Genomic DNA, 24079 nt, shown 5'->3' on the forward strand with positions numbered 1-24079 from the left:
TGCTCGACGCCTGCTGCACAACTCACCGACGAAGGAGTCATATGGCCATCGATCCGCTCATCTCGACTGACGACGTCGCGGCGCTCATCGACCAGCGCGGGCAGGCGGATGCTCCCCGTCTGGTGCTGCTCGACGTGCGCTGGCAGCTGGGCAATGATCGCACCCATGACGAGTATCTGGCAGGGCATCTGCCCGGAGCGATCTACGTCGACCTCGACGTCGAGCTCGCCGATCCTGCCGCACCAGAGCTCGGGCGGCATCCACTGCCCTCAACCGCACGCTTTCAGCGAGCTGTGCGGAGGTGGGGGCTGCGCCCCGAAGACTTGGCGGTCGTCTATGACGACGTCGGAGGCATCGCCGCGACGCGCGCCTGGTGGCTGCTGCGAGACGCCGGTTTCGACAACGTTCGACTGCTCGACGGAGTGCTCGCCAAATGGAGAGCCGAGGGTCGGCCGCTGCAGGCAGGCGACGTCGTCGCCTGCGACGACGGCACGGTGACCGTGCGCTTCGGCCATCTGCCGACCGTCACTATGGACGAGGCGGGCCGACTGCCACAGCATGGCACGCTGGTCGACATCCGTGCGCACGAACGCTACCGCGGCGAGAGCGAGCCGGTCGATCCGCAGGCGGGGCACATTCCGGGTGCGGTGAACGCCCCGACCGATGAGAACCTCGCAGACGACGGCACGTTCCGCTCGCCGAACGAGCTGCGCGAGCGCTTTGCCGGTCTCGGCATCGACGGCACGACCTCCGTGGCGGTGCACTGCGGATCAGGCGTGTCAGCGACACACACGATTCTGGCGCTCAGCCTTGCTGGAATCGATGCGGCGCTCTATCCCGGCTCGTGGAGTCAGTGGTCGTCGACGCCCGGACGCCCCGTCACGACTGGCCCGCTGCCCTGACCCGCCTCAGGCGACAGGTCGCCGGGCATTGTCAAACGGTGTCGATCGACGCCTCTGACGAGGCCGATGAGCCAGATCACCAGCGTGATGGCGATCGTGCCGAGCAGCTGCCAGCGAGTCTGTTCGTTCCAGAGCATCAGCCCGGCGAACGCGGCGAGCCCGACGAGCCCGATCCACGACAGCCACGGGTGCCACCACATGCGCAGACTGATCGACCCCTCGCGCTCGAGCTCGCGGTGCAGACGCAGCTGTGATGCGAGCATGCCCGCCCAGACGACCAGCAGCGCAGCGCCGACGAGGTCGAGCAGCACGGTGAAGACCTGACCGGGAATCCACCAGTTGAGGAACACCCCGACCAACGAGAGCACGATCGAGGCCAAGACGGCATTGGTCGGCACTTTGCGTTTCGACAGATGCAGCAGGGGAGCGAACCCCTCACCCTGCGCTGTCAGCGAATAGGCCATGCGCGAGGTCGCGTAGATGTTCGCGTTGAACGCCGACAGCAGCGCGAGGGCGGCGATGATCTGCATGACCGTCGCAATGGCCGGTATGTGAGCCAGCTGCAGCACTGCGACGAACGGGCCGTTCGGGCCGCTGACCGCCGGGTCGTTCCACGGCAGCAGCGTGGCGATGACGAGCATGCTGCCGATGTAGAAGATGAGGATGCGCCAGAAGATGCTCTTGGTCGCCGCGCGGATCGCCTCACGCGGGCGATCGGCCTCGGCTGCGGCGATCGTGATGATCTCGATGCCGCCGAAGCTGAACATCACGGCGAGCAGCCCGGCCGCGACACCGCTGAAGCCCTGCGGAGCGAAGCCGCCGTGTTCGACCAAGTTCGAGAAGCCCACCGGGCCGTCGCCCACAATGCCGACGATCAGTGCGACGCCGATGATCAGGAAGACCACGACGGTGACGACCTTGACCCCCGAGAGCCAGAATTCGAACTCGCCGAAGTTGCGAACGCCCCAGAGATTGACCGCCGCGAACGAGACCACGAAGATCAGCGCCCAGCCCCACTGCGGCACTGTGGGAACCAGCGAGTGGAGAATGCCGGCGGCTCCGCTGATCTCGGCGATGAGCACCATGATCAGCAGAAACCAGTACAGCCAGCCGAGGGTGAACCCGGCCTTCTTGTTGAACGCCTGTGACGCGTAGGTGGCGAACGAGCCTGTCGAGGGGTGTGCCGAGACCATCTCGGCGACGGCGCGCATCACGATGAGCACGAGAGCGCCGGCTACGGCGTAGGAGACGATGATCGCGGGCCCCGCCATCGCGATGCCTGCCCCGCTGCCGAGAAAAAGGCCGGCGCCGATGGCCGAGCCCAGCCCCATCATGGTCAGGTGTCTCGTGCGAAAGCCGCTTCTCGCCTTCGTCGTGCCCGAGCTCGTCTCTGTGCTCGTCTGCCCGTCCTGCATTGGATTCCTCGTCTCTCGGTCGGCGCAGCCAGGCTGTCGGAGGCCGCGGTGAAGCTGGGAACGAGAGGTTCCGCTCCTCGGTGCGCCGCATGGATCTTGGACGAGTCTAGTGCCGGGGCAGCTGCGCGCGACGGGGCCAGGGTCGTCGTGTTCGCCGCCTCAGGGGGTGCACAGCTCTCGCGAAATCGTGTGTACCGCACCGTGGGAATCGTGTGTGTCACACCGCGGGAATAGCGTGCGGTGCGCCTTGGTTGTACCAACAGAACCCCATGACCTTCAGTACTTGTGCATGAGCTGTCACTCTGCATACCTTGTCACAGGGGTGGGCTACTCTGGTTCGTAGCCGCAACAGCCAGGCTCAAGCGGGCCGGAGAGGAGAACCGATGGTATTGCTTCGCCAGGAGCTCGGTGATGTGCTCCGGGATCTGCGACAGGAACGCGGCCACACGCTTCGCCAGGTGGCCGGTCGGGCAAGCGTTGCGCTGGGGTACCTCAGCGAGGTCGAGCGTGGGCAGAAAGAGGCGTCGAGCGAGATTCTCGCGTCGGTTGCCGACGCGCTCGATGTGCCGGTCTCGCAGATCATGCGTCAGGTGAGTGATCGCATGGCCACGCTCGAGGGCATCACTGCGCATCCCTTCGACGATATGTCGGGCATTCCCGACACGATTCCTGACGAGCTGCTCGACGACGTCGATCGCTACGTTCCTTCAGCGCGCTGAGCCCAGCCGATGCGCAACAGCCAGTTCTGGGAGTTCGTCGAGAACGAGTTCGGCAGCGCGTACGGGCAGGTGCTGGTCGATGACCTTGTGCTGGGCGCCTGCGGCGACGTGACCGGCAGAGTCGCATTGGCCAGAGGCGATGAGCCTCGTGAGGTCTGGCTGGCGCTGTGCGCCGCAGCAGACGTGCCCAAAAGCCGGTGGCATGGCGTCGACCCCAAAGCGGCCAAGAATCGGATGCACTCCTGACGCACTGCCGTCTCATGTCGAATCCTCAGGTCCGTGACGAGGAGTCGAACGCTGGAGACACGCAGATTGCTCTTCGAACATATCTTCGAATCTTCTGCTAACGTTCTCTGCAGAGCGCGTCGTCGCCAGTCTGCTTCTCCACAGACAGTCGACGTCGTACAGGAATGTCAGTGGTCGGCTCTAACGTGATCTTCATCACAGAATGTGAACGTCGACCAGAGATGAGGAAGCACATGGCTGCAGCAAATGATCGTCATAAAGCGCTTGACACAGCGCTGGCACAGATCGACCGCCAATTTGGCAAGGGGTCGGTCATGCGGTTGGGCAGCGACGAGCGTGCACCTGTCGAGGTGATTCCCACGGGTTCGATCGCACTTGACGCCGCGCTCGGCATCGGCGGGCTGCCGAGAGGCCGAATCGTCGAGATCTACGGCCCTGAGTCCTCGGGTAAGACCACAGTGGCTCTGCACGCACTCGCCAATGCACAGAAGAACGGCGGCATCGCTGCGTTCATCGACGCCGAGCATGCGCTCGATCCTGACTACGCTCACAAGCTTGGCGTCGACATCGACCAGCTGCTCGTCTCTCAGCCCGACACCGGTGAGCAAGCGCTTGAGATTGCCGACATGCTGATCCGCTCGGGGTCGATCGACGTCATCGTCATCGACTCGGTGGCTGCGTTGGTTCCGCGAGCCGAGCTCGAGGGCGACATGGGCGACTCGCATGTGGGTCTGCAGGCACGACTGATGAGCCAGGCCCTGCGAAAGCTGACCGGTGCGCTTTCGCATTCGAAGACCACGGCGATCTTCATCAACCAGCTGCGTGAAAAAGTCGGTGTGTTCTTCGGCAGCCCTGAGACCACCTCAGGCGGAAAGGCACTGAAGTTCTATGCATCGGTGCGTCTTGACATCCGTCGCATCGAGACTCTGAAAGACAGCGGCAGCGCAGTGGGCAACCGCACACGTGTCAAAGTCGTCAAGAACAAGATGGCTCCGCCGTTCAAGCAGGCCGAGTTCGACATTCTCTACGGCGAAGGCATCTCACGTGAGGGCGGTCTGATCGACTACGGTGTCGACAACGGTTTCGTGCGCAAGTCTGGGGCGTGGTACACCTACGAAGGTGAGCAGCTCGGTCAGGGCAAAGAGAACGCTCGACAGTTTCTCAAAGACCACGCCGAGATCGCCAACGAGATCGAGACCAAGATCAAGGTCAGTCTGGGCATCATCGCAGCTCCCGAATCCGCAGAAGAGTCGAATGTCGAATCGCTCGACGATAAGCGCGTGGCAAAAGAGGCCTGATGAACGACGACAATGTCGTCAGTCTGGGGGCCTGGCGCAGAGATGCCGACGACCGGTCTGAACAGACTGCGACTGCTTCCAACCATCGGCAGCAGAGCGCTGACGCCTCGGTGATCTCGCTTTCACCTCGAGTTCGCGCTGTGCAGGGCCAGGGCCAGGCTCACACAGAGGCCCAGACGCAGACACCAGCTGCAGGCCCGACAGGCGAAACCGAGCATCACACCGACGAGCTCGACGCTGAGGGTGCGCTGACCGGCGCAGCCGACGCGGCGACAGCCCTCGGCGAAATGCTCGGAGCCGATCCTGAACTGCTGCAGGCCCGAGCCGAGCTCGACCGTCTGCTGACGCGTCGAGACCGAACGGAGTCAGAACTCCGCGGTGCGCTGTACGCACACGAGATCGCGCCGGCAGCGGTCGACGCCGTGATCGCCGAAGCACAGCAACGCGGCGACATCGACGACCGCCAGATCGCTCAGGACATCGCAGAGCAGATTCTGCGTCGTCGAGGCCAGGGCACGATAGTCATCCGACGTGCACTCGAAGAGCGCGGGCTCGACCGCTCGGTCATCGACGACACACTCGCCGACCTCGACGGCGATCAGCAGGTCGATCGAGCTGAGGCTCTGGCTCGCAAGCGACTGCGCAGTCTGGGCGCCCAGACCCCCTCGGCTCAACGCCAGCGGCTTTCGGCGACGCTGCAGCGCAAAGGCTTCGACTCTGAGACGGTTCATCTTGCCATCGCCAGGGTGCTTGGCTAGGTTCGCCGAGGCGGCACCTCTGCAGAGCGTTTCGTGGCGTACGAGCCGCGCAGAACGGAGGCGTTCTGCCGTATCACCGACGTCGCCTAGAATGACTTCATCATGAGCACCATCGAACAGAGCGCACCACACACCGACCAGCCCCGCACCTACGAGGTGCGCTCGTTCGGCTGCCAGATGAACGTGCACGATTCCGAGCACCTGCGTGGATCACTCGAGGCTGCTGGCTATGTCGAGGCAGACGGGCAGGAACCCGACGTCATCGTGCTCAACACCTGCGCTGTGCGTGAGAACGCCGACAATCGCCTTTACGGCAATCTCGGTTACCTGGCCTCGGTGAAACGGGAGCACGAGGGCATGCAGATCGCCGTCGGGGGCTGTCTCGCTCAGAAAGATCAGGGGCGCATCACCGAGAAGGCCCCTTGGGTCGACGTGGTCTTCGGCACTCACAACATGGGCTCGCTGCCGGTGCTGCTCGAACGCGCGCGACACAATCATGAGGCGCAGGTCGAGATTCTGGAATCGCTTGAGGTCTTTCCGTCGACGCTGCCGAGCAAGCGGGAGTCTCATGCGTCCGGGTGGGTCTCTATCTCAGTGGGCTGCAACAACACATGCACGTTCTGCATCGTGCCGTCACTGCGTGGCAAAGAGAGAGACCGCCGGCCGGGCGACGTGTTGAGCGAGGTCGGAGCTCTTGTCGATCAGGGCGTGATCGAGGTCACGCTGCTCGGGCAGAACGTGAACTCATATGGCGTCGGCTTCGGAGACCGCAAGGCCTTCGGCAAGCTGCTGCGCACCGCCGGTGCGATCGACGGGCTTGAGCGTCTGCGGTTCACCAGCCCGCATCCGGCCATGTTCACCGCCGACGTCATCGATGCGATGGCTGACACTCCCTCAGTCATGCCGCAGCTGCACATGCCACTGCAGTCGGGCTCAGACAGAGTTCTCAAAGCCATGCGCCGCTCGTACCGCAGCGCCAAGTTCCTGCGCATCCTCGACGATGTTCGCGACCGTATGCCTGACGCCGCCATCAGCACAGACATCATCGTCGGGTTTCCCGGCGAGACCGACGAAGACTTCGAACAGACTCTCGACGTGGTGCGCAAGTCGCGCTTCGCCAGCGCGTTCACCTTCCAGTACTCGATTCGTCCCGGTACTCCGGCAGCCACTATGCCAGATCAGGTGCCCAAGGCTGTGGTCCAAGAGCGCTATGAACGACTGGTCGAGGTGCAGAACCAGATCTCGCTCGAAGAGAACCGTCAACAGATCGGTCGCAGCGTCGAGGTGCTGGTCGCGCCCGCCGAGGGACGCAAAGATCACGCGAATCATCGTCTCAGCGGTCGCGCCGCAGACAACCGCCTCGTCCACTTCAGCGTGCCGGCCGGTGCAGATGCGCCTCGTCCCGGCGATTTCGTGACGGTTCCAGTGACCGACGCTGCCCCTTTCCACCTGCTGGCCGATCCGCGAGCAGACCAGTATCGGGTGCGCCGCACCGTATCCGGCGATGCCTGGGAGGCCGCCGAAGCCGACGCCTGCGCCGTCGACGACGGGCGAGTCAGTCTCGGCATGCCGAGTATTCCGATCAGAGCGACCACCGCATCCTGATGGCGCTGATCGTCATCGCAGGCGCCACCGCCACAGGAAAGAGCGCGCTGGCCGTCGACGTCGCCCTCGCACTGCGCGAGCAGGGCATCCTCAGCGAGATCGTCAACGCCGATGCGATGCAGGTCTACCGTGGCATGGACATCGGTACGGCGAAGATCACGGGGCTCGAACGTCGTGGCGTGCCGCACCATCTGTTCGATGAGCTCGACATCACAGAAGAGGCGACAGCGGCCTGGTTCCGCGAACGTGCCAGAGCCGTCATCTCCGAGATGCAGCAGCGCGGCGTTCATCCCATCATGGTGGGCGGGTCGGGGTTCTACATCGAGGCCGTCATCCATCAGCAGCAGATGCCAGGAACCGACCCGGCCATTCGATCGCGACTCGAGCAGCAGACAGCAGATCTCACCGACGAACAGCTGCACGATCTGCTGTGTGAAGTCGATCCGATCGCGGCGGATCGCATCGACCAGCGCAACAGACGTCGCGTCATCAGAGCCATCGAAGTGTATGAGCTCACCGGCAGACCATTCAGTTCGTTCCGCGCGGATGCCGCCGAGCTGTGGCAGCCCACGAGGCTCTTCGTGCTCGAAGACGAGCGTGCTGTGCTGAACGCGCGCATCGCCGAGCGCACCCAGGCGATGTGGCGCGGCGGAATGCTCGACGAGGTTCGCACCCTGGATCGGCAGGGGCTCGCCACCAGCCCGACGGCGATACACGCCACGGGGTATCGTGAGGCGCTCGAACAGCTGCACGGCCGCTGCTCCGAGACCCAGGCCGTCGAAGACACCGTGCTCGCCACGACGAGACTCGTCAAGAAGCAGCGCACCTGGTTTCGGCGATACCATGATGCTGTGCGGCTGCACACCGGAGACCCTGGGAACATCCGATGCATCGCCGACGCTGTGGCTGACGACCTCGCACATGACGTCGATGCCCGGGCAGATCACGAAACGGAGTGACGATGACCACGATTGCGTTCACCAAGGGGCAGGGCACCGGCAACGACTTCGTGCTCGTCGAAGACGCCGACGGCACGCTCGAGCTGACCCAGGAACAGATCGCGCAGATCTGCCACAGACATTTCGGCGTGGGAGCAGACGGGCTGATCCGTGTGGTGCGCTCTGAACATCTGCCCGAAGGTCGCCCGCTGCTGGCCGAAGAGCCTCGTGCCGAGTGGTTCATGGACTACCGCAACGCCGACGGCAGCGTCGCCGAGATGTGTGGCAACGGCGTGCGCGTCTTCAGCCGTTATCTGACCTCTCGAGGTCTGGCCGAGATCATGCCGGGCAGCACGTTGCCGGTCGCCACGCGTGCCGGAATCAAAGACGTACAGGCATCGGCGGGTGGCTTTCAGGTCGACCTCGGACGCTGGGCTCTGGTGCCCGGAGACGTCACGGTCGACGACGAACTCGGCGGCGCGAGTCGGCCCGGTCTCGGCATTGACGTCGGCAACCCGCACGTGGTCGTTCTGCTGCCGGATCGCGCCGCACAGCAGCGGATGCAGCTGATCGAGCCGCCCGTGCTGAGACCTGCTCCGCCTGCGGGCGCGAACGTCGAGTTCGTGGCGCTGGGCGAGCAGCCGATCGTGGACGGCGTCGGCCAGATCAGTATGCGCGTCTTCGAACGCGGCGTCGGAGAGACCCTTTCGTGCGGCACCGGCACTGCTGCCGCCGCACTGGCCACTCGCCACTGGATGGGGGAGAGCGCCCCGAACCTGTGGCGTGTGCAGGTGCCGGGCGGAGCGCTCACCGTGCGCATGTTCGCCGCCGAAGACGGTGAGCACGTCGCCTTGGGCGGGCCTGCCGAGCTGGTGTTCGAGGGGTCTTTCACGCTCGCGTGAGAGCACCAGTCTTGTCGGGCCAAGTCGGCGGAGGTTCATGTCGTGTTCACAGCGGCGGACACGACGCATGCGATAACGTGCACTCATGACTGAATTTCGGTATCTGGGCGACAGCGGCCTCAAAATCTCATCCCTCATCTTCGGCAACTGGCTCACACACGGCTCACAGATCGAGAACGATGCTGCGATCGCCAGCGTGCACGCGGCGCTCGACGCGGGAGTGACCTCGTTCGACACGGCAGACGTGTATGCCAATACGAAGGCCGAGTCAGTGCTCGGCGAAGCCCTGCACGGTCAGCGGCGGGAGTCTCTCGAGATCTTCACCAAGGTCTACTGGCCGACCGGGCCGAAGGGACACAACGACTGCGGACTGAGTCGCAAGCACATCCTCGAATCGATCAACGGCTCGCTCGAACGGCTCGACACCGACTACGTCGATCTGTACCAGGCACACCGCTACGACACCGAGACTCCGCTCGAAGAGACCATTCAGGCCTTCGCCGACGTCGTCAGCGCCGGCAAGGCGCTCTACATCGGCGTCTCAGAGTGGACGGCCGACCAGTTGCGCGCCGGGCAGGAGCTCGCGCGTCAGGCAGGCTTCCGCATCATCTCGAACCAGCCGCAGTACTCGATGCTCTGGCGAGTCATCGAGGGCGAGGTCGTGCCCGCGTCGAAGGAGCTCGGCATCTCGCAGATCGTCTGGTCGCCGCTCGCGCAGGGCGTGCTCACCGGCAAGTACCTGCCAGGTGAGCAGCCGCCGGCCGGCAGCCGTGCCACCGACGAGCACGGGGGATCGCAGATGATCGCGCCCTTCCTGCACGACGATCTGCTCGCAGCCGTGCAGCGACTGCGCCCCATCGCCGACGACCACGGCATCACGCTCGCGCAGCTGTCGCTGGCCTGGGTGCTGCATCGCGACGGCATCGCGGGTGCGATCATCGGCGCCTCACGCCCCGAGCAGGTCACCTCGAACGTGCAGGCCGCCGAGGTCGAGCTCGACGATGCGACGCTCGCTGCGATCGACGAGGTGATTCTGCCCTTCGCCGAGACCGATCCGGCTAAGACGGCCGAACGGGCTCCGCAGACCCGTCCCTGCTGATCGTCAGGCCGTCTGCGGCTGAGCTCTGAACGAAGAAATCGATCAGTCGCTCAGCCGCAGCGTTCGGCGCAGCGCTCTCGCCTGCATGCGATCGAGTGCTGCGCCGCCGTCTCGCACCTCCGTGTGATGAACCTGGAAGAGGCGGCGCACCTGCGCCCAGCTGCCCCGATCGCTGCGATCCCAGCTGCCGTAGCCCAGAAACAGGTGCTCGGCGTCGTCATCATGATCTCGACTGGTCAGATACACCATCAGCAGGTCGCCGCGGTCAGAGACCGACCCCACCACGACGCAGGGGCGGTCTTTGCCGTGACCGCCGCGCTCGCCGAAGGGCACCCACGTCCAGACGATCTCGCCGAAGGCATAGCCTGTGGACGCGTTGGGCACGTTCGTCCACTCGGTGTCAGCCGACCGCAGCGCACGCAGCGAAACCTCGGCGCATCCGCCTGACGAGGAAGACCAGAACCCGCTCACCTGCGGCCGCCCATCAGCGGGCCCCCACGACCGACTCGTCGAGCGCCAGCTCTTCGGCGTCGAGTCCGGCCATCACCTCGCGCATCAGCTCTTCGTCGATGTGCCCGGCGTTGCGTTCGCGCAGCAGGATCTCGCGTCGAGTGCGCAGCACCTGACGGCGCAGTTCGGTGATGTGCCGAGACGCGAGCGCGGTCACCTCTTGATGTTCGGCGGCGTCGAGCTGATGCTCGATGCGGCTGAGCCGTGACTCGATGTTCGTGATCGCGCGGTCGACGGCTTCGTCGCCGAACTTCTTGCGCCAGTTGCCCTCGCGCTTTTTGACGAAGTCGGTGGCCTCGGCGAGGCTGGTGCGCAGCAGCCGCTGCCGGGCGGCCCTGTCGCGCTTGGGCTGCTCTTTGTCTTCGACGTTGAGCACGCGGATGAGCGCGGGCAGAGTCAGCCCCTGCAGCAGCAGCGTGCCGACCGTGACCACGAACGCGATGAAGACCAGCATGTCGTGCCCGGGAAAGCGCGACCCGTCGGACATCACCACCGGAATGCTCAGTGAGGCGGCCAGGGTGACCACGCCGCGCATCCCCGTCCAGGACAGCACCAACAGCTCGTTCCATTTCAGTGGATCCTGCGAGCTGCCGAACGCTCTCACCGTGTTCTTCGCTCGAACCGCGAAGCGGCGCGTCGAGCTGTTCTCCGGAGTCAGCACCATGATCGACCGGGTGAGCAGACTCGGATCACTTGGGACACTTCGCTCACCGGGTGGGGCGGATGCATCGGCTGAGTCAGGCGATCCGCTGTGTCGGCTTCGGCGCAGGCGCATGCCCAAGAGCTGCAGGCCGTACGTGGCGAAGACGAAGGCCGGTCGCACCAGGATCACGGCGACGAGCACCAGCGCGGCGACGCTGAGGCTCCACAGGATGCCACGCCCGCCGTCGACCAGGTTGGTGCTGACGCTGTGCAGCTGCAGCCCGATGAGGGCGAACACCATGCCCTCGAGCAGCACGTCGATCGCTTTCCAGAGAGGTTCGTCTTGCAGACGGGTGCGGTAGTTGAAGGTCGGCGACGCATATCCGACCAAGAGACCGGCTGCCACGACGGCCAGCACACCCGAGCCGCCGAAGTGCTCGGCTCCGGTGTAGGCGAAGAACGGCAGCAGCAGTCCGAGCAGCGATTCGATCACCGGATCGTTCAGACGACGGCGCAGCCAGTTGTAGACCACACCCATGACCACGCCCAGACCGATGCCGACGCCGACGGCCAGGCCGAAGATGCCGAGGTCGTCTGCGAAGGTGAGCGCCGCCCCGCCGACCAGTGTCAGCGCCACTTTCATCATGGTCAGCGAGGTGGCGTCGTTGATGAGGCTCTCACCCAGCAGAACGGTCATCAGACGTCTCGGCAGGTTGAGCTTGCGGCCGACCGAGGCCGCCGAGACGGCGTCAGGGGGTGCGATGATCGCACCGAGCAGCAGAGCCGCGGCCCAAGTCATATCCGGAATCACCATGTAGGCCACGAAACCGGCGACTGCGGCCGTGACGATCACCAGCACGACGCCCAGCATCGAGATGTCGCGCAGATTCTTGCGGAAGCTGATCACCGAGACGTTCAGCGCAGAGGAGTAGAGCAGCGGCGGCAGCACGAGCGTCAGAATCAGCTCGGAGTCGATGTCGAAGTGTGGAACGAAAGGCAGGAATGAGATCGCCGATGTCAGGATCACGATCACCAGCGGAGAGGACCAGCCACGTCTGCGTGCGAAGGCGGTGATGAGCACAGACATCGTGAGCAGAGTGAAGAGCAGCAGATGATTCATTGGTTCCCTCTTCAGCTGTGTGGCGTTCGACCGAGTCGCGGTGGAGATTGGTGCCGATGATACATCGTGTCTGTGAAAGACCCGCGGCCGCGGCCTGAACCGATAGGCTAATGAAACATCAGATGTTAACGAGGGCAGTCTGAAAAGAGGGGTCTGACTATGACGGTGAACGAGCTGAGGCAGCCTGCGGCGCTGGCTCTGCACGGAGTGAATGTGTCGATCGCGGGCAAAGCAGTCTGCCACGACGTCTCCTTCGACATCCAACACGGAGAAGTCCACGTGCTCTTCGGGCAGAACGGCTCTGGAAAGTCATCACTGCTCTCGGCGATCATGGGGCTCCCTGGTTACCAGGTGACCGGTGGCGACATCCGTCTCGACGATCGCTCGCTAGTGCCGCTGACTCTGGATGCTCGTGCCCGGCTTGGTCTGGGCATGGCGTTCCAGCGACCGCCGAGCTTCGAAGGCGTGACCGTCGGCGCGCTTGCGCGATCGATGCACGCCCAAGACGCGCTGGCTCGCGAAGAGCGCGAGCTGAATCTCGAGGGCTTCGGGTCTCGCGACATCAACTCCGGCTTCTCTGGTGGTGAGATCAAACGCTGGGAGACGCTCAAGCTGCTGCTGCAGCGCCCGTTGGTCAGCCTCTTCGACGAGCCCGAGAGTGGCGTGGATCTTGAGCACATCGCCGCGGTGGGCGAGTCGATCGAGCGTCTGGTGCGCACGCCGCGGCCAGACGGCGAGCTGCCGTCAGCTCTGATCATCACGCACACGGGGTTCATCCTTGACTATGTCAAGGCCGACGTGGGCCACCTGATGGTCGACGGGCGCATCGTGTACTCGGGAGATCCGCTGAAACTCTTCGCCGCCATTCGTCAGAACGGCTATCGCGCCCCTGACGAGGCGAGCACCACATCATCCACTGCCAAGAAAGAAGGCTGATCGTCATGATTGAGATCATCAAGCATGGGCCACTGAGCCCCGTCGAACGCACCAATCTCGACATGGTCGGATTCGCCGACGAGACCGAGCGCGCAGCCACCGCGATCGTCGTCGACAATAAGGTGCAGCACATCAGCATGACCGACCCCGACGTCGAGGTGCTGCCGATCGCCGAGGCTCTGCGCAAATACGACTGGGTGCAGGATCTCATGTTCGGGCTGATCGCTCCTGACGCCAGTGACGACGTGCGTCGCGTGACCGAGCTGGCACTCGAGCCTGTCGGCTACCTCGTGCACGTCAAAGAGGGCGCCAAGGTCAAGCTGCCAGTGCAGACGTTCACTCTGCTCGAGACCCCGCAGGCCAGGCAGTACGTACACGACATCACGGTCATCGAGCCGAACGCCGAGGTCGAAATGATCTCCGGCGACGCCGTCTCCGACGGCCTGCGCGCCGGAGAGCACGTCTCGATCTCTGAGACATATGTGCGCGAGGGTGCCAGATGCCGTTCGCTCAGCATCGAACGATGGGGCGAAGACATGCATGTGAAGTCCTACTCACGCACACACATCGAGAAGGGCGCGCACGTGACCGACAGCTCGATCGCGCTCGCGCCGATCGGTCGGCACGAGTCGGTGTCGCAGGTCGACATCGAAGAAGACGCGGTTTATAGCGAACAGTCCATCGTCTTCGCGCCCGAAGGCACGCAGCGCATCAGCGACACGCGCATTGATCTGCGGGGCGATCGCTCCAGCGCCGAGAGCATTGCGCGCATGGTTTCGGCCGGTGGCGAGATCACGAACCGTTCCCATCTCACTGGTGACGGCCACGACACCAAGGGATACCTGGGGTGTGACGGGCTCAAGCTTTCTGAGGGCGGCTTCATCGACTCGTCTCCGTCGCTGCGCGCCAACACGACCGACGCCCAGCTCTCGCACGAGGCGTCGATCGGCATGATCAGCGAAGAGAAGCTGTCGTATCTGATGGCGAGCGGTCTCGAAGAAGACCAGGCCCGTGAGCTGATCGTGCAGGGCTTCCTCGACCTCGACAGTCAGCAGCTGCCTGAGTCGATCCGTTCGCAGGTCGTCGAGATGGTTGCGCAGGCGAAGACCGGCGCACTCTGAGCCATTCTGACAAGACAGTGGGCGCGCGGAACCACGAGGCTGGTTCCGCGCGCCGCGCTGTGCTCCCCGACACCTGTCGGGGTAGACTGAGCCATCATGACCACAGACCTTTTCTCTCACGCGACCGGTTCTGACATCCGCGTGCGTTTCTGCCCGTCACCCACCGGCACACCCCATGTCGGCATGGCTCGCACTGCACTCTTCAACTGGGCGTATGCGCGCCACGTCGGCGGCACGTTCGTCTTCCGCATCGAAGACACCGACGCCGAGCGTGACAGCGAAGAGAGCTACGCGCAGATCGTCGAGGCTCTGCGCTGGCTGCACCTCGATTGGGACGAAGGCATCGACGTGGGCGGCCCGCACGGCCCATACCGGCAGTCGCAGCGCGGTGACATCTATCAAGACGTCATCGAGAAGCTGAAGGCCGCCGGCTTTCTCTACGAGAGCTACGTAACGGGTGAAGAGATGGAAGCCCGCAACGTCGCACAGGGGCGCAACCCCAAGCAGGGCTACGACAACTTCGAGCGCGACCTCACCGACGAGCAGCGCGCCGCCTACCGCGCTGAGGGGCGTCAGCCTGCTCTGCGTCTGCGCGTGCCCGACACCGACCTCTCGTACGACGACTTGGTGCGCGGCGAGATCGTGTTCCCGGCCGGCTCGTTCACCGACTTCGTCGTGGTTCGCCCCAACGGGCAGCCGCTCTATACGCTGGTCAACCCGGTCGACGATGCGCTGATGGGCATCACCCACGTGCTGCGCGGCGAAGACCTGCTGTCGTCGACGCCCCGCCAGATCGCTCTGTACCACGCACTGATCGAGATCGGGCTGACCACGTTCATCCCGCGCTTCGGTCACCTGCCCTTCGTGATGGGCGAGGGCAACAAGAAGCTCAGCAAGCGCGACCCCGAGTCGAACCTGTTCAACCACCGCGACAACGGGTTCATCCCAGAGGGCCTGGTCAACTACCTGGCTCTGCTGGGGTGGTCCATCGCTCCAGATCGCGACGTGTTCAGCCCGGCCGAGCTGGTCGAGCACTTCGACATCGTCGATGTGAACCCGAACCCGGCACGCTTCGACCTGAAGAAGGCCACTGCCATCAACGGCGATCATCTGCGCGCTCTCGATCCCGCAGACTTCGAAGCGCGACTCACTGAGTTTCTGCAGCACGGCGGGCTCGTCAGCACGCCGCTGACCGAGCGCGAAGCCGAGATCCTGCACGAGGCGTCGCCGCTGGTGCAGCCGCGTCTCAACGTGTTGGGCGAAGCCCCCGACATGCTGCGCTTCCTGTTCATCACCGCAGACCAGGTCGAATACCAGGACGACGCGATGAAGCTCAAGGGTGATCCCGCAGTGGTCGTCTCGGCCGCGCGGGCTGCACTCGAGGCGCTGCCAGCCACCAGCTGGCACACCGATGCCATCCACGCCGCACTGCAGATGGCGCTGGTCGACGGTCTCGGCGTCAAGCCGCGCCTGGCGTTCGGGCCGATCCGCACACTCGTGTCGGGGCGACGCGTCTCTCCGCCGCTCTTCGAGTCACTCGAGATTCTCGGCCGCGACGAGACGTTCGCACGGTTCGATCGCTTCTCCACGGTGCTCGCCGAGCGCGGGCTCTGACATACGGGCGGCGTCCAACCCCGTCGAACAGGCACGGTCACAGAGAGGTGAGCTGCAGATGAACAACTACGACTGCATCGTGGTCGGTGGGGGACCGGCCGGTCTGAGCGCCGCATTGGTGCTCGCCCGGGCCCGACGCGAGGTGCTCGTCGTTGACGGCAATCGCCCTCGCAACCGTGCGACCTATATGTCGCATGGCTTCATCACGCGTGACGGCACCCCGCCGATGGCGCTGCGCGAACTGGGGCGCGAAGATCTCGCGAAATATCCCAACGTGCACTTTCAGTGGGGTGAAGTGCAGCACGTCACGGGCGTCGACGGCGCGTTCACCGCGTCGATCAAGGGCGTGCGCGGCGGGCCGAGCGGCGAGGTACAGGCCCGTAAGGTGCTGCTGGCCACCGGTGTGCTCGAGGCGCTGCCGCAGGTGCCCGACCTGATCAGCTACTACGGATCCACCATCTTCAGCTGTGTGCACTGCGACGGCTGGGAACGCCGCGAGCAGTCGCTGGTGGTCATCGGAGAGAACCCCGAACTGGTCAACACCGCAAAGCGTGCATCGCAGTGGGCCGACCGCGAGATCGTGCTCACGAACGGCTCGGGCATCATCGAAGAGCATCAGGCCGAGGTGCTGGGCAGACAGGGCATCGAGGTCGACGACACCCCGATCGCCGCGCTGCATGGTGACGGCGGCCGTCTCGAGTCGGTCGAACTCGCCGACGGCCGCGTGCTGCCGGCGACCGGCGGGTTCGTGCAGCCCGAGTGGAGCCTGCCGCAGGTCGTGGCCGATCTCGTGCCCACTGCAGGCGATCTCGGCGGGGTCAAGACCGATGAGTACGGCCGTTCGGGGGTCGACGGAGTCTACGCCGCCGGTGACGTGCGCGGCATCACGCCCTCGCAGCTGATCATCGCCGCTGGTGAGGGCGCTCGGGCCGGCATCGGTCTGAACAACGATCTGATCTTCGCGACGTTCGACGCGCCAGGTCGCTGAGGCCTCCGTCGCCGGTTGTGTACCGTACAATGGTCGCAACCTAATTCCCGGCGGTGCCGGTGTTCGGCACAGCCGACGACAGAAGGAGGTCTGCCATGCAGATCAGCGTCCTGGCACGGGGAGTGAAAAACTCCGATCGTTTCGAGAACTATGTCGATCAGAAGGCCGACAAAGTCACTCAGCTCTCTGACCGCGCTCAGCGGTTCGAGGTGAAGGTCTCGAACATCAGCGACAAGACTCCCGATCTCGGCGAACGCGTCGAACTCACAGTGATCGCTCCGGGCCCGGTGATTCGTGCCGAGGCCGAAGGCGGCGACCGTTTCTCAGCGTTCGACCAGGCGTTGGGCAAACTGTCAGAGAGACTGCGGCGCAGCAAAGATCGTCGCAAGATCTCGAAGGGTCGCCCCAATCGCGTCCAGGTGAGTGTGGATGCCGGAGTCGTCGTGCCTGACGCGTCTGCTGCGACCGACGCGGGTGTCGATGAGCAGCCGGAGTCTCCGCTGGTGATTCGCCGCAAAGAGTTCCCAGCCGAGCGGCTGTCTCCCGAGCAGGCCGTCGATCGCATGGAACTGGTCGGCCACGACTTCTACCTCTTCGAAGACGTCGAGACCGGCAAGTCGAGCGTCGTCTACCGACGCAAGGGCTACAACTACGGCGTCATCGCCTTGGGTGAGGCAGGCGAGACCGTCGACGAGTGACCCACGCTCAGTCGCAGTCGGATCTGACCGGCTGAGATGAAGACTGAGCAGTCGAATCCCCGTGCCTGCGACGAATCTGTCGCGACACGGGGATTCCTCGTCTGCGGCGTGTGCCGATGCGCGCGGAGTTCTGCAGCAGTTGTCTGCGACTGTGTCTGTGAGATGTCCTGTTCTGGCACATCCCGATGCCAGCGGACTGTCATGCGATCAATCCGGTCTTACACTCGGTCTTCGGGTCGACGCTCAAGACGTCGCCCCACTCACGCGATGTGGCGTCGAAGTGCCGCACCGCGATCAGCAGTCAGGATTCTCGGGGCCGATAGAGGAGTGCCTCGATCGGTGCGGCGAACGCCACGCGAAACCGGACCAAGGAGATCCATGCTGCAGTATCAGACTGTGAACCCGGCCACGAACGAAGTCGTGGCTACTTTCCCGAACGCGACTGACGAGGAGATCCTCGACAAGGTCGCCAAGGCACACGATGCCTTCCTTGACTGGCGAAACACTCCGCTTGCCGATCGTGCGGCGGTGCTTGCCAAAGCAGCCGATCTGCTGCGCGCTGACAAGCAGAAGTACGCCGACATCCTCACCCTTGAGATGGGCAAGCTGACCGCAGAGGCACTGGGCGAGGTCGATCTGTCGGCTGACATTCTGCAGTACTTCGCCGATCACATCGACGAGCTGCTCGCACCGCGCGTGCTCCCCGTCGCCGACCCCGCAGAGGGCAAGGCACAGCTCGTGACCCAGCCTCTCGGCGTGGTCTACCTGATCGAGCCCTGGAACTTCCCGTACTACCAGATCGCACGCGCAGCGGCGCCGCAGATCGCCGCGGGTAACACCGTGATTCTCAAGCATGCCGAGATCGTGCCGCAGGCTGCGCAGGCGTTCGACGATCTGTTCCGCGAGGCCGGTGCGCCTGAAGGGGTGTTCGCCAACGTGTTCGCCACGCATGAGCACACCAAGCTCGTGCTCGAAGACGACCGAGTCGTCGGCGTCGCACTCACCGGCAGCGAGCGGGCGGGCTCGGCCGTCGCATCCGTCGCGGGCGCAGCCATGAAGAAGGCGACCCTGGAACTCGGCGGCTCTGACGCATTCATCGTGCTCGACGACGCCGACCTCGACAAGGCTGTGCACCTCGCCGTGCGCGGCCGCAACTGGAACGCAGGGCAGGTCTGCGTGTCGGCCAAGCGCATCATCGTCGTGGATGCTCTCTACGACGAGTTCCTTGAGAAGTACATCGCCGAGGCCAATGCGACGATCAAGCCCGGCGATCCGAAGGATCCGGAGACGACGATGGCTCCGCTGTCGTCACAGCGTGCCAAGGAGATGCTGACCGCACAGGTCGACGGCGCCGTTGCAGCCGGTGCCACCAAGGTCGAGGTCGGCGCGCCGATCCCGGCTCAGGGCGCCTACTACCAGCCGGCCGTGCTCACCGGCGTGACCCCGGAGAACCCGGCCTACCACCAGGAGCTCTTCGGCCCGGTGGCCACGTTCTACCGTGCGAAGGACGAAGACGACGCAGTGCGCATCGCCAACGACTCGCCCTACGGTCTCGGTGGCTCGGTGTTCACCGCTGACGAGGCGCGTGGCGTCGAGGTGGCCAAGCGCATCGACACGGGCATGGTGTTCGTGAACCATCCCACCGGTGTGTTCGCAGACATCCCGTTCGGCGGCATCAAGCGCTCGGGCTTCGGCAACGAGCTGATCGATCTCGGCTTCGACGAGTTCGTGAACAAGAAGCTGATCGACGTGCAGGACATCAACACGCCGTTCTGATCGGTCTGTGCATGCTGGTCAGAGCAGGCGTTGCGCTGATCGGTCAGCGCGCGTCTTTCTGATCTCAGCGTGCAGTCGCGCTGACAGCGTAGCGACTGCAGCGAGCCTCGGCCCAACTTCTGGCGCCGGGGCTCGCTTGCGCTCTGCGGGTGGGTGCTGCGCGTGCTCTGCTCCGACACGGTTAGTATGTCCTGCCCCGTCACGGTTCGCTCGGAGTGGTCACCGATCGCTCGAAATCCGAGGTTTTGGAGCGATCGCTGCAGGTGCCGTGCGATCGGTGCCGGTGCCGTGCGATCGCCACAGGGGTGAGAGCCAAAGACGTCAGGTGCAGCGGTTTGGCGGCACAAGAACCCCTCAATCGCTCAGCGCAGCAGCGTCACGACTTGGTCTGCGATCAGCGCCACCCCGAAGCAGAGCATCAGAATGCCCGAGACGATCGAGATCGGCTTGAAGACGCCGGGATGCCGGTCCAGCACGCGCACTGCGGTGAGCGCCAGCAGCGTGTAGAAGCACATCGTGGCCAGCACGTGAACGCCGCCCAGCATCGCCGTCTGCGCACTCAGCGACCATGCGGCGTCAGGGCTGATGAACTGCGGCAGAATCGACAGATACAGCAGCACGACTTTGGGGTTGAGTCCGCTGACGCCGGCGCCCTTGGCGACGACGCGTCCGAGCGGATGCTCCGGCGGGGCAGGCAGCACCGGCAGCGTGATCGACCTGGTCACCACGGGCATCGCGCCTGTCGTCGTCGAGATCGCCTGCGCCTGCACTGGAGTCGCCTGTGCCGGAGCCGACAGTGCGAAGCCGCTGGGACGCCGCAGGGACTGCACCCCGAGCCAGCAGAGATAGGCCGCACCCACGAAGGTGAGGGTCGTGAGCGCACCGGGCAGCAGCGCCAGTGCGACAGTGAGGCCGGCGGTCGCAAGGATCGTGTGGCCGGCATAACCGATCAGGAGCCCGCCGATCGAGGCCATCGCCTCACGCGTGCCGCGTGCATGCGAGAGGATGTACGCCCAGTCTGCACCCGGGGTGATGATGACGATGAGACTCACGGCGAAGAACGCCGGAAGCAATGCGGTATCCATAGAGTGAATGGTATGTGCACAGCTTTCGCATGTGGTGCCAAGTCTGGTTGCCGAAAGCGTCACTATGAATAAGATCTTGCGTATGGATGCAATTGACCGGAAGATTCTTGCGCAGCTTCAGAAAGATGGTCGGCAGACCGTCACCGAGCTTGCCGAAAAGGTGCAGCTGAGCGTCTCGCCGTGTCTGCGGCGTGTGCGTCAGCTCGAACGAACCGGGATCATCACCGGCTATCACGCCAGCATCGACCCGCGAAAGGCCGGACTCGAGTTCCAGGCGCTGCTCTTCATCACGGTGAGTCGCAGCGATGCCGGGACCATGGCATCAATAGAACGGTCGTTGGCAGATATCGACGAAATCATCGAGTGCCAACGGCTTTTCGGCGAACCAGACTTTCTGGTCAGGGTGCTCACGCGAACTCTGGCCGACTACCAAGAGCTCTATGATCAGCGCATCTCGGTCATCCCCGGCATCGAGCGCATCCGTTCGACTCTCGTCATGCGTTCGGTCGTGGTGAGTCGGCCGATCGCGCTGTAGGCCTCCGAGACCGCTGCGATCACGGATGCCGAGCGACGCCCGCGCGCGGCATCCGTCTGCCGCTCGCGTGCGTCCCGTCGATCAGATCGCGTGCATCGCGCGGATGCGGGCGAGAATCGCCTGACGAGAGATCTCGATCTCAGGGGCGATGCGATCCCATCTGTGCGGCACTCCGGGATACACATGCAGCTCGGTCTGCACACCGGCCTGCAGCAGCCGGCTCGCGAAGGCGATGTCTTCGTCGCGGAAGATGTCGAGCGTGCTGGTGTCGATGAAGGTGTCGGGCAGGCCCGAGAGGTCGTCGGCGCGCACCGGTGTCGCATAGACCGAGGCGGGCTCGTCGGCTGCAGCCTGATCTCCGAGCAGCGCCTGCCAAGCGGTGATGTTGTCGTTGTACGTCCAGGTGACGTGCTCGTCGAGCAGCGGGTCTGAGAGCACCGTTCGGTCGTCGAGCATCGGCGCGATCAGAATCTGGGCTGCAGGGGAGGGACCGCCACGGTCGCGGCTGAGCAGGGTCAGACCTGCGGCCATGCCGCCTCCGGCGCTGTCGCCCATGACGAAGATGCGGCGAGGGTCGGCATCGAGCTCGTCGAGATGCTCGAACACCCAGGTCAGCGTGCTGTAGGCGTCTTCGAGCGGTGTGGGGTGCGGATGCTCGGGTGCGAGACGGTACTCGGGCGCCAGCAGCGCGACCCCTGAGCGGGCCACGTAGTCGGCGATCGAGGCGTCGACCTGATCGAGCGTGCCGACGAACCAGCCGCCGCCGTGCAGAAAGAGGCCGAGCGGGCCGGGAGTCCAGTCGAGCGGCAGGTACAGCCTGGCGCGCAGTTTGTGGCCGTCTGGCGTCGGAATCGGGTAGTCGCGAGTGACCACTTCGGGCGTGCGCGCCGGGTCGGTCACGAAGCCGAGACGCAGCGCCGCACGTCGCCTGCGCCCCTCGATGTCGCCGACGGGCAGCTTGGCCGGGCGCACCTTCGAATACAAATCGTCTCGTTCCAGAAAGGCGCGAAACTCCGGGTTGATCGTCCAGGTCATGAGACCACTTCCTCTCCAGCGACTGTGATGGATGGGTGTCTCTATCGTTCCAGATCTGTGTCGGCTTGTCGCGTGTCGATCTTGCGATGTCTCATCGAGGCCCGAGAGCCTCACCTGCGGCGACCGGCCGGTGCGCCCCGGGCAGGTGCGTGTCGACGATGCCGATGGCCTCCATCAGGGCGAACATGGTCGTGGGGCCGACGAACGAGAACCCCTGCGCTCGCAGCCCGTCGGCCAGTGCGCGTGACTCGGCGGTCTGCGTGGGGATGTCATGCAGCGCGAGCGGCGCATCCCACGTCGATGGGCGGAACGACCAGACGAACGCCGCCAGCCCACCGGTGTCGCGCATGGCGGCGGCTGCGCGCGCGTTGCGTACGGTCGCCTCGATCTTGCGGCGCTGGCGGATGATGCGCTCGTCGGCCAGCAGACGTGCGACGTCCGATTCGTCGAAGGCGGCCACGGCATCCACTTCGAAGTCGGCGAAGGCGGCCCGAAAACCCGGTCGCCGGGCGAGGATCGTGCGCCACGACAGGCCGGCCTGGAACGCCTCGAGACTGAGCCGCTCGAAGACGCCGCGCTCATCAGTGACGGGCAGACCCCACTCGGTGTCGTAGTAGTCGCGCAGCAGTGGGTCTGTGGCCGCCCACGGCGGGCGTGCCCGACCATCGGAGCCGACGACGAGCTCAGCCCCAGCCAAGCCCATGCAGCTTCTCTTCGTCGATGCCGAAGTAGTGCGCAATCTCGTGCATCAGGGTGATGTGCACCTGTTCGACGAGGGCCTGCTCGTCGTCGACGACGTCGAGCAGCGACTCGCGATACAGCACGATGCGGTCGGGCAGATCGACCATGCCGTAGTCATCTCGCTCGGTCAGCGCGAGGCCGTCGTACTCGCCGAGCAGGTCGAGCGATCCGTCGGCGGGCCGGTTCTCGATGACGAAGACCACGTTGTCGAGCTCGTCGATGACCTGTTGCGGAATCTCGTCGAAGACGTCGTCGACCAGCTCGGCGAAGCGGGATTCGTCCATCTCGATCGGCATGAGGTCATCATAGCGATCGCCGACATCTGTCGCTGTGAAGTAGGAGAACAGGGTCGCAGGAGGTAGCCTGCCCCGGTGATCGCAGCGCTGCTCATTCTCGTCTTCATCGGCTCGTTCGCCCAACGCATCACCGGCCTGGGCTTCGGGCTGGTCGTGTCGCCCTTCATAGTGCTGCTCTTGGGCCCGTACAGCGGGGTCATGATTCTCAACCTCGCGGCTATCGTCTCTGCCTCGCTGGTGCTCAGCCGCGTCTGGCGAGACGTCGACTGGCGGCGGTTCATCGGCTTCGTGCCCACGACGCTGCTCGGCATCGTGGCCGGAGGTATGCTCGCGCACGCGCTGCCGGGGGAGTGGCTCGAAGCGATCATCGGCGCGACGCTGATCATCGCGCTGACCGTCTCGCAGCTGATCGGTCGCACCTCGTTCGTCGCGGCGGGGCCGAGCTGGATCGCCGGCAGCGGGTTCGCGGCCGGTGCGATGAACTCGGCGGCGGGCATCGGTGGCCCGGCGATGACGGTCTATGCGGTGCTCTCGAAGTGGCCGCAGAAGTCGTTCTCTGCGACGCTGCAGCCGTTCTTCATGATGACCGGCGTCGCCTCGTTCCTGGTGAAGTTTCTGATCGACCCTGGGCGTCTGGTCAGCCTGCCGGCGCTGGTCTGGATCGGCATCTTCGTGACGTTGGTGCTCGGGGTGACCTGCGGCAGCCTGGTGGCGAAGAGAGTGCCGGCGGGCGCGGCGCGGATGGCCGTGCTCGTGATCAGCTACGCGGGCGGTGTGGTCACGCTGGTGCGCGGGCTGCTCGACATCTTCGGGGTGCAGATCTGAGCGGGCCCTCCGTTGTGACTGCAGATATGTGACAACACCACGGCACGAAGGCGAAAGACACCCATCTGGTATACTCGTGCGTTATTGCCTGTAACGGTCGGGTCCTAGTGACCCGTGAAGAGCTGCGTCAGCGCCCTGTCGACAGGCGGCGGAAGACGGTCGAGATGACTGTTCCGCGGCACCGTAGCCCAAGCCCCGCGCCCGATGCGCGGCTGGCAGGGCTGTGCAAGATGTCCGTGCTGCGCTGAGAGATCCTCAGGGCAGATGTCTGGGTG

The 24079-nt window shown here is 64.7% G+C and carries 24 protein-coding genes; 17 read left to right on the plus strand and 7 right to left on the minus strand.

Annotated features, from left to right (window positions below; all coding sequences use genetic code 11):
* Positions 1 to 41 precede the first annotated feature (41 nt).
* Positions 42 to 902, plus strand: coding sequence for a sulfurtransferase (locus F8O07_RS04595; RefSeq protein WP_158030945.1), 861 nt, complete (start codon positions 42 to 44; stop codon positions 900 to 902).
* On the opposite strand, the gene F8O07_RS04600 is transcribed toward F8O07_RS04595, so the two are convergent.
* Entirely contained in the window at positions 851 to 2317 is a 1467-nt protein-coding gene (locus tag F8O07_RS04600) for an amino acid permease (protein WP_158030946.1), read from the minus strand. The genes F8O07_RS04595 and F8O07_RS04600 overlap by 52 nt on opposite strands.
* Before the next feature lie 383 nt (positions 2318 to 2700).
* On the opposite strand from F8O07_RS04600, the gene F8O07_RS04605 reads away from it, so the two are divergent.
* From F8O07_RS04605 to F8O07_RS04640, 8 genes are all read left to right on the plus strand, one after another.
* On the plus strand, positions 2701 to 3036 hold the full coding sequence (locus F8O07_RS04605) for a helix-turn-helix domain-containing protein (RefSeq protein WP_158030947.1): 336 nt from the start codon (positions 2701 to 2703) through the stop codon (positions 3034 to 3036).
* A 9-nt stretch (positions 3037 to 3045) separates the two neighbouring features.
* On the plus strand, positions 3046 to 3282 hold the full coding sequence (locus F8O07_RS04610) for a DUF3046 domain-containing protein (protein ID WP_158030948.1): 237 nt from the start codon (positions 3046 to 3048) through the stop codon (positions 3280 to 3282).
* A gap of 233 nt (positions 3283 to 3515) precedes the next feature.
* Entirely contained in the window at positions 3516 to 4580 is a 1065-nt protein-coding gene (gene recA, locus F8O07_RS04615; protein ID WP_158030949.1) for a recombinase RecA, read from the plus strand.
* Positions 4580 to 5338, plus strand: coding sequence for a regulatory protein RecX (locus F8O07_RS04620; protein WP_158030950.1), 759 nt, complete (start codon positions 4580 to 4582; stop codon positions 5336 to 5338). Before recA ends, F8O07_RS04620 begins: the two co-directional genes overlap by 1 nt.
* Positions 5339 to 5440: 102 nt before the next feature.
* Positions 5441 to 6943 (plus strand): tRNA (N6-isopentenyl adenosine(37)-C2)-methylthiotransferase MiaB, encoded by a 1503-nt coding sequence (gene miaB / locus F8O07_RS04625; RefSeq protein WP_158030951.1) that lies wholly within the window; start codon positions 5441 to 5443, stop codon positions 6941 to 6943.
* A complete protein-coding gene (miaA, locus tag F8O07_RS04630; protein ID WP_158030952.1) occupies positions 6943 to 7902 on the plus strand; it encodes a tRNA (adenosine(37)-N6)-dimethylallyltransferase MiaA in 960 nt (319 codons plus the stop codon). Before miaB ends, miaA begins: the two co-directional genes overlap by 1 nt.
* Positions 7903 to 7904: 2 nt before the next feature.
* Entirely contained in the window at positions 7905 to 8783 is an 879-nt protein-coding gene (gene dapF, locus F8O07_RS04635; protein WP_158030953.1) for a diaminopimelate epimerase, read from the plus strand.
* Positions 8784 to 8868: 85 nt separating this feature from the next.
* Complete coding sequence (locus F8O07_RS04640) at positions 8869 to 9882, plus strand: aldo/keto reductase family protein (protein WP_158030954.1); 1014 nt, start codon at positions 8869 to 8871, stop codon at positions 9880 to 9882.
* A 42-nt stretch (positions 9883 to 9924) separates the two neighbouring features.
* Here F8O07_RS04640 and F8O07_RS04645 read toward each other — a convergent pair whose 3' ends face one another.
* Complete coding sequence (locus F8O07_RS04645; RefSeq protein ID WP_158030955.1) at positions 9925 to 10353, minus strand: type II toxin-antitoxin system PemK/MazF family toxin; 429 nt, start codon at positions 10351 to 10353, stop codon at positions 9925 to 9927.
* 13 nt (positions 10354 to 10366) lie between these two features.
* The gene (locus tag F8O07_RS04650; RefSeq protein ID WP_158030956.1) at positions 10367 to 12154 is read right to left on the minus strand and encodes a cation:proton antiporter; all 1788 of its coding nucleotides are present in this window, start codon (positions 12152 to 12154) and stop codon (positions 10367 to 10369) included.
* Positions 12155 to 12313: 159 nt separating this feature from the next.
* On the opposite strand from F8O07_RS04650, the gene F8O07_RS04655 reads away from it, so the two are divergent.
* The 6 genes from F8O07_RS04655 (at position 12314) to F8O07_RS04680 (ending at position 19287) form a co-directional block, all read left to right on the plus strand.
* Entirely contained in the window at positions 12314 to 13090 is a 777-nt protein-coding gene (locus tag F8O07_RS04655) for an ABC transporter ATP-binding protein (protein ID WP_158030957.1), read from the plus strand.
* 5 nt (positions 13091 to 13095) lie between these two features.
* Positions 13096 to 14211: a SufD family Fe-S cluster assembly protein gene (locus F8O07_RS04660; RefSeq protein ID WP_158030958.1), complete on the plus strand. Its 1116-nt coding sequence runs from the start codon at positions 13096 to 13098 to the stop codon at positions 14209 to 14211.
* 96 nt (positions 14212 to 14307) lie between these two features.
* Positions 14308 to 15825, plus strand: a complete 1518-nt coding sequence (gene gltX / locus F8O07_RS04665; RefSeq protein WP_158030959.1) for a glutamate--tRNA ligase — start codon at positions 14308 to 14310, stop codon at positions 15823 to 15825.
* A 58-nt stretch (positions 15826 to 15883) separates the two neighbouring features.
* Positions 15884 to 16813 (plus strand): NAD(P)/FAD-dependent oxidoreductase, encoded by a 930-nt coding sequence (locus tag F8O07_RS04670; RefSeq protein WP_158030960.1) that lies wholly within the window; start codon positions 15884 to 15886, stop codon positions 16811 to 16813.
* A 95-nt stretch (positions 16814 to 16908) separates the two neighbouring features.
* Positions 16909 to 17511 carry a ribosome hibernation-promoting factor, HPF/YfiA family gene (gene hpf, locus F8O07_RS04675; RefSeq protein ID WP_158030961.1) on the plus strand — a complete coding sequence of 201 codons (603 nt, stop codon included), beginning with the start codon at positions 16909 to 16911 and terminating at the stop codon, positions 17509 to 17511.
* A 378-nt stretch (positions 17512 to 17889) separates the two neighbouring features.
* Complete coding sequence (locus F8O07_RS04680; protein WP_225733181.1) at positions 17890 to 19287, plus strand: NAD-dependent succinate-semialdehyde dehydrogenase; 1398 nt, start codon at positions 17890 to 17892, stop codon at positions 19285 to 19287.
* Between the two features lie 362 nt (positions 19288 to 19649).
* Here the strand turns inward: F8O07_RS04680 and F8O07_RS04685 are convergent, their stop codons facing one another.
* Entirely contained in the window at positions 19650 to 20372 is a 723-nt protein-coding gene (locus F8O07_RS04685; protein WP_158030962.1) for a LysE family translocator, read from the minus strand.
* 82 nt (positions 20373 to 20454) lie between these two features.
* Here F8O07_RS04685 and F8O07_RS04690 point away from each other — a divergent pair, with 82 nt between their 5' ends.
* Positions 20455 to 20907 (plus strand): Lrp/AsnC family transcriptional regulator, encoded by a 453-nt coding sequence (locus tag F8O07_RS04690; RefSeq protein ID WP_158030963.1) that lies wholly within the window; start codon positions 20455 to 20457, stop codon positions 20905 to 20907.
* Positions 20908 to 20988: 81 nt separating this feature from the next.
* On the opposite strand, the gene F8O07_RS04695 is transcribed toward F8O07_RS04690, so the two are convergent.
* The 3 genes from F8O07_RS04695 to F8O07_RS04705 form a co-directional block, all read right to left on the minus strand.
* Complete coding sequence (locus F8O07_RS04695; protein ID WP_158030964.1) at positions 20989 to 21942, minus strand: alpha/beta hydrolase; 954 nt, start codon at positions 21940 to 21942, stop codon at positions 20989 to 20991.
* 91 nt (positions 21943 to 22033) lie between these two features.
* A complete protein-coding gene (locus tag F8O07_RS04700) occupies positions 22034 to 22645 on the minus strand; it encodes a DNA-3-methyladenine glycosylase I (protein WP_158030965.1) in 612 nt (203 codons plus the stop codon).
* The gene (locus tag F8O07_RS04705; RefSeq protein WP_158030966.1) at positions 22626 to 22979 is read right to left on the minus strand and encodes a metallopeptidase family protein; all 354 of its coding nucleotides are present in this window, start codon (positions 22977 to 22979) and stop codon (positions 22626 to 22628) included. Before F8O07_RS04705 ends, F8O07_RS04700 begins: the two co-directional genes overlap by 20 nt.
* A gap of 75 nt (positions 22980 to 23054) precedes the next feature.
* On the opposite strand from F8O07_RS04705, the gene F8O07_RS04710 reads away from it, so the two are divergent.
* Positions 23055 to 23804 carry a sulfite exporter TauE/SafE family protein gene (locus F8O07_RS04710; RefSeq protein ID WP_158030967.1) on the plus strand — a complete coding sequence of 250 codons (750 nt, stop codon included), beginning with the start codon at positions 23055 to 23057 and terminating at the stop codon, positions 23802 to 23804.
* Positions 23805 to 24079: the final 275 nt, after the last annotated feature.

The organism is Pseudoclavibacter sp. CFCC 13796 (genome assembly GCF_008831185.1).
In the GTDB taxonomy this organism is placed as follows: Bacteria; Actinomycetota; Actinomycetes; order Actinomycetales; family Microbacteriaceae; genus Pseudoclavibacter_A.